7 protein-coding genes are annotated in these 9485 nt (G+C 72.7%); 1 reads left to right on the top strand and 6 read right to left on the bottom strand.

Going from position 1 to position 9485, the window contains the following annotated elements; all coding sequences use genetic code 11:
- Together IG84_RS0129230 and IG84_RS0129225 are read right to left on the bottom strand one after the other, a co-directional pair.
- Positions 1–180, bottom strand: a 180-nt coding sequence (locus IG84_RS0129230; protein ID WP_031063436.1) for an ATP-binding cassette domain-containing protein, incomplete at its 3' end; no start/stop codon positions are given.
- Positions 173–1084 carry an ABC transporter permease gene (locus tag IG84_RS0129225; protein ID WP_031063431.1) on the bottom strand — a complete coding sequence of 304 codons (912 nt, stop codon included), beginning with the start codon at positions 1082–1084 and terminating at the stop codon, positions 173–175. The genes IG84_RS0129225 and IG84_RS0129230, both read right to left, overlap by 8 nt.
- Before the next feature lie 157 nt (positions 1085–1241).
- Between IG84_RS0129225 and IG84_RS0129220 the strand changes: the two genes are divergently transcribed.
- Complete coding sequence (locus IG84_RS0129220) at positions 1242–1913, top strand: TetR/AcrR family transcriptional regulator (RefSeq protein ID WP_078649496.1); 672 nt, start codon at positions 1242–1244, stop codon at positions 1911–1913.
- A gap of 83 nt (positions 1914–1996) precedes the next feature.
- On the opposite strand, the gene IG84_RS0129215 is transcribed toward IG84_RS0129220, so the two are convergent.
- The 4 genes from IG84_RS0129215 to IG84_RS0129200 all read right to left on the bottom strand — a co-directional run bounded on the left by IG84_RS0129215 (position 1997) and on the right by IG84_RS0129200 (position 9313).
- Complete coding sequence (locus IG84_RS0129215; protein ID WP_051862547.1) at positions 1997–4318, bottom strand: bifunctional glycosyltransferase/CDP-glycerol:glycerophosphate glycerophosphotransferase; 2322 nt, start codon at positions 4316–4318, stop codon at positions 1997–1999.
- A gap of 135 nt (positions 4319–4453) precedes the next feature.
- Positions 4454–5440 carry a UDP-glucose 4-epimerase GalE gene (gene galE / locus IG84_RS0129210; RefSeq protein ID WP_031063423.1) on the bottom strand — a complete coding sequence of 329 codons (987 nt, stop codon included), beginning with the start codon at positions 5438–5440 and terminating at the stop codon, positions 4454–4456.
- 25 nt (positions 5441–5465) lie between these two features.
- Positions 5466–8285, bottom strand: coding sequence for a stealth conserved region 3 domain-containing protein (locus IG84_RS0129205; RefSeq protein WP_031063420.1), 2820 nt, complete (start codon positions 8283–8285; stop codon positions 5466–5468).
- Positions 8282–9313, bottom strand: coding sequence for a hypothetical protein (locus tag IG84_RS0129200; protein ID WP_051862546.1), 1032 nt, complete (start codon positions 9311–9313; stop codon positions 8282–8284). The genes IG84_RS0129205 and IG84_RS0129200 overlap by 4 nt, the downstream gene beginning before the upstream one ends.
- Between the last annotated feature and the right edge of the window lie 172 nt (positions 9314–9485).

Here is a 9485-nt window from a genome sequence, read left to right as displayed (position 1 = left end):
CAGCGTGGACTTGCCCGAGCCATTGGTGCCGATCAGGCCGATCGACTCACCCCGGTAGGCGGTGAAGGTCACGCCCTTGACCGCGTGCACCTCCCGCACGCCCGTGGAGGGCTTGCGGCGCACGATCGCGGCGTCCTGGACCGCCGGCTGCTGGAGATCGGTGTTCTGCTGCTCAGCCACGGCCGTACCGCTCCTCCGCCTTCCAGAAGTACACAAAGCCCACCAGCCCCATCACGACCGCCCAGCCGGCGGCGCAGGCCCACACGTGCGGGGGGAGCTGCGCGGCGGTGAAGGAGTCGATGAGCGCGAAGCGCACCAGGTCGATGTAGACCGCGGCCGGGTTGATGTCCAGCAGGAACTGGACGATGTCGGGGATGTCCTTGCCGGCGGTCACCACGCTGATGCTGTACATGACGCCGGAGGCGTACATCCAGGTGCGCAGGATGAACGGCATGAGCTGGGCCAGGTCGGGGGTCTTGCTGCCGAGCCGCGCCATGATCATCGCGAGGCCGGTGTTGAAGACGAACTGGAAGCACAGCGCCGGGATCGCCAGCAGCCAGGACCAGCCGGGTACCTGCCGGAATGCCAGCAGGATCACCACGAGCACGCCCATGGAGAACATGAGCTGCTTGAGCTGCATCAGGCAGAAGGAGATCGGCAGGCAGGCGCGCGGGAAATGCAGCGCCCGGACCAGGCCGAGGTTGCCCGAGATCGCCCGCGTCCCCGCCAGCACCGAGCTCTGCGAGAAGGTGAAGATGAAGACGCCGGTGACCAGGAACGGGATGTAGTCCGGCACGCCCCGGTGGGTGCCGAGCAGCAGGCCGAAGATCAAGTAGTAGACCAGCGCGTTGAGCAGCGGCGTGGCCACCTGCCAGAGCTGGCCGAGCTTGGCCTGGCTGTACTGGGCGGTCAGCTTGGCGCTGGAGAAGGCGGAGATGAAGTGACGGCGTCGCCAGAGCTGCCGGACGTACTCCGGGAGCGAGGGGCGGCGGCCGCTGACCGTGAGGCCGTACTTCTCGGCGAGGGCGCGCGGGCCGGGGTCCGGCGGGGCGGCGGGGGCCGGACGCGTGAGGGTCTGAGACATCAGTCCGCTTTCGTGCGTGGACGCGGGCGCGGCGGGGCCGGCGGCGCCCGCGAGGCTGAGGAACTCACGACGAGACGGCTCCGTATCGTCGCAACCCGAGAGTAGGGTGCCGGGACGTCGAAACGCAACCGTTGCGTCGCGACGCTATGCTCCCTGCATGGCAAAGGACCCAGCACCGTCGGAAACGGCATCCCCGGCGACGGCGGAACGGCCTGCGCCGCCGGGCCGGGCCGCGCCGTCGCCCCGCCGGGCGCCGGCCGGCGCCGCCGTGCTGCGCGAGGAGAAGACCGCCGCGATCCGCGCCGCGGTCTTCGCGGAGCTGGCGGCGGTCGGGTTCGGCCGGATGTCGATCGAGGGCATCGCGCGCCGCGCCGGCGTCGGCAAGACCGCCGTCTACCGCCGCTGGCGCTCCAAGCTGCACCTCGTCCTGGACGTGGTCACCGCGCTGGCCGCCGAGGGGATGCCGGTGCCGGACACCGGCACGCTCCGCGGCGACGTACGGATGCTCCTGGAGGTCGCCTCCCGGGCGCTGCGCCACCCGATGGCCGCGCAGATCATTCCGGACCTGCTGGCGGAGGCGGCGCGCAGCCCGGAGATCGCCGAGGCGCTGCGGGGTGCGTTGCACGACAGCCAGGAGTCCATGACGCGCACGATGGTCGCGCATGCCGTGGAGCGGGGCGAGCTGTCGCCGGACGTTGATGTCCGGCTGGCGCTCGACCTGATTACAGGGCCGCTGTACTGGCGGGTGGTGGTCCTTCGGGGGGACCTGCCGAAGGGGTACCTGGACGAGCTGGCTGCGGCGGTGGCCACAGCGTTGGGGGCGCGTTAGCGCTCCGCTGGGGGCGCGGTTCGTTCGGCTGCGGGCCGTATGTGGCTGGTCGCGCAGTTCCCCGCGCCCCTGACGGGGCGCGGTCAGCCCGCCAGGTCCACGTCCACCCCGCCGGCCTGCAGCGGCAGCGTGGTCACGGCCGGACCCACGCCGGCCTCCGCCTCGCGCGGGCTCGGCGCCACCGTGCGCTCCGTGAGCGGTACGACCTCCGGCGTCGCCTCCTGGCCGAGGAACACCCGGCGGACCACGCGTTCCGCTGCGTGGCCGTCGTCCCACTGGCAGAAGCGGGCGCGGAACGCGGCGCGGCGGGCCGCGGCCTGCTCGCCGTCCCAGGAGCCGTCGCGGAAGGCGGCGATCAGCTCGTCCTCCGTGGTGGCGACGGTGCCGGGAGTGTCGCCCGGCTCGCCGGAGAGCAGGTCGAAGGTGACGCCGCGGGACTTCACGTACACGTCCCAGTCGTCCGCGTACGTGATGATCGGCCGGTCCAGGTTGGCGTAGTCGAACATGATCGACGAGTAGTCCGTGATCAGCGCGTCGGCGGCCAGGCACAGCTCCTCGACCGACGGGTGGCGCGAGACGTCGATCAGCGCGCCCTGCTCCTGGAGCTCGGCCAGCCGGGGGTTCTCGCCGTAGAAGTAGTGCGTGCGGACCAGCAGCACCACGTCGGGGCCCAGCTCGCGGGTGACGCGCTCCAGGTCCATCCGCGGGATGTACCCGTTCTGGTAGTCGCGGACGGTGGGCGCGTACAGGACGGCGGTGCGGCCGGGGGCGATGCCCAGGCGCGCGCGGATGTCCAGGACGTCGGCCGCGGTGGCGCGGTAGTACACGTCGTTGCGCGGGTAGCCGGTGTCCAGCGACTGGAAGGCGCAGGGGTAGACCCGCTCCCACTGTTCGGTGGTGTGCTGGTTGGACGAGACGCTGAAGTCCCAGCGGTCGGCGCGCTGCAGGAGCTTGCGCATGCTCATGCCCTTGGCGGCGGCCGGGTACTGCTGCTGGTCGATGCCCATCCGCTTGAGCGGGGTGCCGTGGTGGGTCTGGAGGTGGATCTGCCCGGGGCGCTTCACGATCGCGTCGGCGAAGTTGACGTTGTTGACGAGGTAGGTGGCGCGGGCCATCACCTCCCAGTAGCGCGGGGAGCCCACGATCACGTGGTCGGCGCCCTCGGGGAGGGTGTCCTCCATGCCCTTCTTGATCACCCAGACGCCGTGGATCCGCGGCGCCAGCTCCTTGGCCTTCTCGTAGATCGCGAGCGGATTGCAGGCGGGCGTGCGGTTCCAGTACGCGGCGTAGACGGCGAGGTGCGGGTCGAGGGGGCGGTGCAACTGGAGCTGGTAGAGGCGCGCGTACGCCTGCTTGCCGAGGGTGTGCTTGACCTTCTTCAGCCGCCCGGCGGCCTTCTTGCGGCCCCGCGCGGCCAGCTTCAGTGCCGTGTAGGCGGGGAACGAGCCGCGCGCGAGCGCGTCGTACTGGACGCCCATCACGCCCTTGGGCCGGACGAAGCCGGCGGGCAGGTAGCGGCGGTAGTGCTGGGCGGCGCGGCGGAAGAACTCCGCGCGGGCAGCGGCGGGCACGCGGTCGGGCCGGGCCAGGATGAAGAGATAGTGGTCGATCATGTGCTCGAAGAGGAAGGCGCGCCAGCGGTGCAGCCCCGGCCGCTCCTCGATGAACGCGAACAGCCGCTCGTACTGGTCGAAGGCGGCGAAGTGCTCCCGGCTGGGGGTGCGCAGCGCGTTGCCCTGGCGGCGCTGCCGGTAGTGCACGCAGACCTGGTCCAGCAGCGCGATGCGCTCGGCGCTGAAGAGCGATTCGTAGACGACGACCGCGTCCTCGTAGAAGCCGTCGGGGAAGCTGAAACCGCCGCCGAGGTAGAAGTCCCGGCGGTACGCCTTGTTCCACACGACGGTGAACAGGCGCAGCAGTTCGGGCCGGTCGTCGATGGTGCCGACCTCGGGGCCGGGCGCGGCGAGCACCTCGGCGTCACGGTTGCGCTTGGCCTCGCCCCACCAGAAGGTGCGCGCGTAGTCGTAGACCAGGACGTCGGGGTCCTCGGTCTCCGTCAGCCGGCCGGCTATGGACTCCAGCGCGTCGGGCAGCAGGGTGTCGTCGCTGTCGAGGAAGAGGAGGTAGTCGCCGCGGGCGTGCGCGACGCCCTCGTTGCGGGCGTTGCCGATGCCCTTGTTCTCGGGGAGGTGCAGCGGGACCACGCGCGGGTCGCGGGCCGCGTACTCGTCCAGGATCGCGCCGGAACCGTCGGGCGAGCGGTCGTCCACCGCGACGACTTCGAAGTCGCCGTACGTCTGCGCCAGGACCGAGTCCAGGCAGGCGCGGAGGTAGCCCTGCACCTTGAAGACGGGGACGACGATGCTGAAGCGCGGCGCCGCGTCGGCGCGGTCGGGTGCGGACATTGCGGTGACTACTCCTCGTATCGGACCGGGCACAGATAGCGGAATTGCCCGGAATGAGAGGGCTGTCCGCTACCTGTGAGACGGGAGTGACGAGGAGTTGGTTGTCCGGCGGTGTGAGAAAAGTACGGACTTTGTTCAGCCGCGGCGGGCTTCCGGGTGGTGCAGCAACCAGCCCGCCCAGGCCGAAGCGACCATGTCGCGCACGTCGTGCCGGGCCGTCCAGCCCAGCTCAGCGGTGATCCGGTCGGCGGCCGCGACCACTCGCGCCGGGTCACCGGGCCGCCGCGCGGTGACCTCCGCGGCACGGTCCCCGTAGCCGGTGACCTCCCCGATGAGGTCGACCATCTCGCGGACGGACACGCCCTCGCCGCGCCCGATGTTGAGCGTCAGGTCGCGGACCGGGCCGCGCTCGCCGAGCTTGCGCGCGGCCGCGAGGTGCGCGTCGGCCAGGTCCTCGACGTGGATGTAGTCCCGGACGCAGGTGCCGTCGGGGGTGTCGTAGTCGGCGCCGAAGATGCGCGGCGCTGCGCCCTCGGTGAGCTTCTCGAAGACCATCGGGACGATGTTGAAGACGCCGGTGTCGGCGAGCTCGGGGGAGGCGGCGCCCGCGACGTTGAAGTACCGCAGGCAAGCGGTGGAGATGCCGTGCGCCCGGCCCGCCGCCCGGGTCAGCCACTCGCCCGCGAGCTTCGTCTCGCCGTACGGGCTCATCGGTACGCAGGGCGTGTCTTCGGTGACGAGGTCCACGTCGGGCATGCCGTAGACGGCGGCCGAGGAGGAGAACACGAAGCGGCCGACGCCGCCCGCCACCACCGCCTCCAGCAGCGTCCGCAGCCCCTGCACGTTCTCCCGGTAGTACAGCAGCGGCAGTTCCACCGACTCGGCTACCTGCTTCTTCGCCGCCAGGTGCACCACCCCGGTGACCTCGTGCTCGCTGATCGTGCGGTCCAGCAGCCCGCGGTCCAGCGTCGACCCGACGACGAGCGGCACGTCCTCGGGCACCCGCTCCGCCACGCCGGTGGACAGGTTGTCCAGCACCACCGCACGCTCGCCCGCGCCGGTCATCGCGCGCACCACGTGCGCGCCGATGTAGCCCGCGCCACCAGTGATCAGCCAGGTCATCTCGCTCCTCGCTCCTTCTGCTCGGTCAGCCGCGCTCGTACGGCGACGGTACGGGGAAGTACGCGCCCAGGAAGGCGCGCACCACCCGGTCCTGCTCGGCGGCCGGCACCTCGGCGTCGGCGGAGTCCCCGATGCAGAAGACGCTGTGGCTGCGGGTGGCGAGCAGGCGGCTGAGGACAGTGTGGTGGTCGTACCGGCCGGCGTTCGCGAAGGAGCAGGAAATGGTCGCGGGCGTCGACTTCCCGGTCAGATATCCGTAGTAGTGGTGCAGGGACGAAGCGATGGAGAGATCGGTACGGGCCCGGAAGCGACTGCCCGCCGTCGCCGCCACCTCCTCGGGGAAGCGCTCGGCGAGCTCCGCGAGGACGCTGCGCCGCAGCGGGTGCGGGGCGTGCAGGAAGCTGTGCGTGGCGACCCGGCCGAACTCCCGCTTCAGCAAGGCCCGGTTGTTCTTGGCGGCGGCGAAGTAGCCCTCGTCGTCCTCGGTGACCTCGCCGGGCGGTACCGCGGTGGGCGAGCGGAAGAAGTGCGCGGTGCCGTTGCTGTGGAAGAACGCCGACGGTGGCACCGGACGGCCCAGGAACACATCGTCGTTGAAGTACAGGAACTGCTCGGACAGTCCCTCGATGCGGTGGAGCTGGCTCTCGATGGCGTGCGAGTTGAAGGTCGGCAGCACGGACGGGTCGGCGAACAGCTCCCGGTGGTCGACCACCTTCACGCCCGGGTGCGCGGTGTGCAGCCAGTCGGGCACCTGGCCGTCGGTGACGAGATGGACGGTGCGGACCCAGGGCGCGTACATCGCCAGCGAGCGCAGCGAGTGCCGCAGTTCGTCGCGGCTGCGGAAGCGCGCGTCGCCGCTGTCCACGTGGTCGGTGGCGAGGCCGGCCGCGCGCCGGGCCGCGTCCCGCCGCTCCCGCCAGTCCGGATCGGCGTCGTCGACCCAGGTGTAGACGACGTCGACGGGGAAGTCGACGTCCCACATCAGGGTGTCGGTGAAGGCGGCGAGCGTGGGGTGGTCCCGGTCCGCGACCCGCCACTTGGCGGTCGGCTCCAGGCCGGGCAGCCGCGGCCCGAGGAGGGTCGTGCCGCGCGGGGCCTCCCGCCACCCGTCCTCGTCCACGGCCCAGAACTCCACCGTGCAGCCGAATCCGGGGCCGTACCGCAGCGTGCGGCTCTCGCTGGTCACCGGCTTGAAGACGCGTACCCCCGCGACCTCGCCGGCCTCCCGCAGCCGCTCGGCCAGCAGCGCGCCCGGCGCGTGGCCGCGCGGCGAGACCAGCTCGCCGTACACCGGCTCGCCGGCCAGCTCCTCGGCGAGCGCGGCCAGCGTCCGCTCCCGGTCCTCCACGGCCACCGCGACCCGGTGCGCGAGCGAGTCGTCGCGCAGCAGGATGTAGCCAATGCCGTGTGCCGTGAGCGCGTCGGTGGCCAGCTCCAGATTGCGGTCGGCGACCTGCGGCGCGGTGAGGTCGTCGCGCAGCTCGGCGAGGCGCCCGGCGGAGCGCACCAGCCGGCCCGTCCGGTCCTGGGCCTTGAGCAGGACTTCGCGGGCCTTCTGCGCGTCGGCGGAGGCGGCGAGCGGGCCGCCGTGCGGGGCCGCCACGCTGAACGCCCGGCCGCCGCCGGCCGCGATGCGCAGCGCGGTGCGGTCGGCGCGGGCCGCGAGCCGGCCGGGGTCGTCGCGGCGGGCCATCAGCTTCTCGAACAGCCGCTCCCACTCGGCGGTGACCCGCGCGCCGGAGAAACGCTCGTACACGCCCGCGCGCGCGGCGTTCCCGTACGCCCGCAGCCGCTCCTGATCACCCATCAGTTCACCGAGCGCCGCCGCCAGCGCGTCGACGTCGCCGGGCGGTACGAGAAGCCCGTCCACGCCGTGCCGGACGATCTCGGCGGGGCCGGTGACGATGTCGTACGCGACGACCGGCACCCCCGCGGCGAACACCTCCAGCAGCACCAGCGGGAACGCCTCGTTCCGGGACGGCAGCAGGCACAGGCTCGCCTTCGCCCACTCCTCGGCCATCTCCCGCGTCCGGCCGAGGAGTTCGACCCGGTCGTGCGGCGCCAGGCCCTCGATCAGCTGCCGCAGCCGGACCTCGTGCGGCCCGTCGCCGAAGATCCGCAGCCGCCAGTCCGGATGGTCCTCGGCGGCCTGCGCGAAGGCCCGTACGGCGTGGTCGAGCTGCTTCTCGGGGGTCATCCGGGCGGCCACCACGATCGTGCGGCCCGCGAGGTCGGAGCGCGGGCGGTAGCCGTCGGGCACCGCGTTCGGGATCGCGGGGAGTTCGGGTGCCGCCGGGCCGAGGGACTCGCGGAACCACTCGGCGGTGCGCTCGGTCAGCGACACCAGCGCGTCGATGCGCGGCGCGTACCGCAGCAGCGGCTCGCCGCTGACGCCGCGCAACTGGGAGGCGCGGTGCTCCTGATGGACCGTGACCACCCGGCCCTGCACCAGCTCGGCGGCCGCGGCCATCAGGGCGGGCGTGGTGGTGACCAGCACGTCGGTGTCCAGCGCGGCGAGCGCTGCGCTCATCTCGATGTCCGAGAGCCGGTTGAAGGTGTGTTCCCAGGCGGGCTCGATCAGCTCGCTGGGGAGCGAGGTCAGCGTGCGGCAGGCCGCCTCGTCCAGGCCGCTGCGGCGCACCGGCCGCTCGTACGGCCCGGTCCGGTCGATCAGGTAGCGGCGCCGGATGTCCCGGCCGGCGGGGAAGAACGGCTCGGCGCGGGTGCGGAAGACGCTCAGCACCTCGACGTCGTGGCGCGCCGCGAGGTGGGCCGCCTGAGTGTACGCGGCCATTTCCGTGCCGCCCATCTCGTCGCCGAGGGTGAGCAGGAACGTGATCCTCATGGCCGGTCCTCCGAGGTCTCGTGGGCGCGGGCGGGTGGCGCGTACGCGGCGCAGCTGACGGCGAGGGTCCCGGCGGCGGAGAACTGGGCGTGCACTCGCAGCAGCCGGCCGTCCGCGAGCGCTATGGAGCGGTAGGGCGTACGGAAGACCCGCTTCGGGCGGCGTACGTCGGTCAGCCGGCGGCCGACCTTCAGCCGGGTCCGCCCGGACCGCAGCCGTACTTCCCAGGTGTGCTGGACGTGCCCGTCGGCAGCCATCGCGGGCAGCGGCAGGTCGGCCGTGAGGTGGCCCGAGTGCTGCTCCAGCGGCATCGGCAGCACGGTGCCGCCGCTGCCCTGCCGGACGGCCTCGGCCGTCCAGACGGCGTGCCGGGGCAGCGGGCCGACCAGCCGGACCTGCACGGTGACGCGGTCCCAGCGCAGGCCGAGCGCGACCAGTTCGGCCTGCGGCGCGGGCGCGGTGACCTTGAGGAGCGCACGTTTGTCCGGTGAGCGCACGGGGCGGAAGACGGCGCCGCTGCCGGGGTCGGGGGAGTGCGGGAGGGTCGGCCCGCCGCCGGTGCGGGGCGGTGCCGCGCCGAGGCCGGCCAGGATTTCCCGGCCCGCCGTGTCCGTCACGGCCAGCGACAGCCGCCAGATGCCGGGGCCCAGCGCGAGGGCGCCGGGCTCGGCGTACTCGGCGGGCTCGTCGTGCGGGGCGAAGTGCAGCGGGGCCGTGGCGGTGAGCAGCAGGGTGCCGTCCGGCTGGAGCTCGGGCGTCAGCGGGGCGGTCCGGCGGTGGCCGCGATGGTTCAGATGGAGCAGTGCGGTGCCGATCCCTTGGGCGCGGCGGGGGTAACGCACCGCCACGTTCAGGGTGCGGCCGCCCAGGACGGAGAGGTGGACGGGGCGCAGGACGGGCCGCGGGCGCAGCCGTGCGGCGAGCACCGGGACGGTGTCGACGCGCTCGATGCGGCGGCGTACGCCGCCCGCCGCGCGGCGGGCGCGGCGGCCGGCTTTCACCGCTCGGGACAGCAGGGCGTGATCCATGGCGGCCGGTGCTCCCTTCGGTGGGACGCGGGGCGGCGCCCGTTGGGCACGTGGCAGGGCATCCTTCTCGTCCTCTGGCGAGTCATCCCTTGAGTGAGCCTCCCCCATGGGCGCGTGGGCACCCATGGGAATCCGGGTGCACAGGGGATGTGTACCAGGGCGTACGGCGTCA

The organism is Streptomyces ochraceiscleroticus, from assembly GCF_000720485.1.
GTDB classification, from domain to species: Bacteria; Actinomycetota; Actinomycetes; order Streptomycetales; family Streptomycetaceae; genus Streptomyces; species Streptomyces ochraceiscleroticus.
This window is presented reverse-complemented; position numbering and strand designations above follow the sequence as displayed.

Bases quoted from the DNA above. Each gene is read 5' to 3' on its own strand.
- IG84_RS0129225 (WP_031063431.1), bottom strand. From the start codon at position 1,084: ATGTCTCAGACCCTCACGCGTCCGGCCCCCGCCGCCCCGCCGGACCCC.
- IG84_RS0129220 (WP_078649496.1), top strand. From the start codon at position 1,242: ATGGCAAAGGACCCAGCACCGTCGGAAACGGCATCCCCGGCGACGGCG.
- IG84_RS0129215 (WP_051862547.1), bottom strand. From the start codon at position 4,318: ATGTCCGCACCCGACCGCGCCGACGCGGCGCCGCGCTTCAGCATCGTC.
- galE (WP_031063423.1), bottom strand. From the start codon at position 5,440: ATGACCTGGCTGATCACTGGTGGCGCGGGCTACATCGGCGCGCACGTG.
- IG84_RS0129205 (WP_031063420.1), bottom strand. From the start codon at position 8,285: ATGAGGATCACGTTCCTGCTCACCCTCGGCGACGAGATGGGCGGCACG.
- IG84_RS0129200 (WP_051862546.1), bottom strand. From the start codon at position 9,313: ATGGATCACGCCCTGCTGTCCCGAGCGGTGAAAGCCGGCCGCCGCGCC.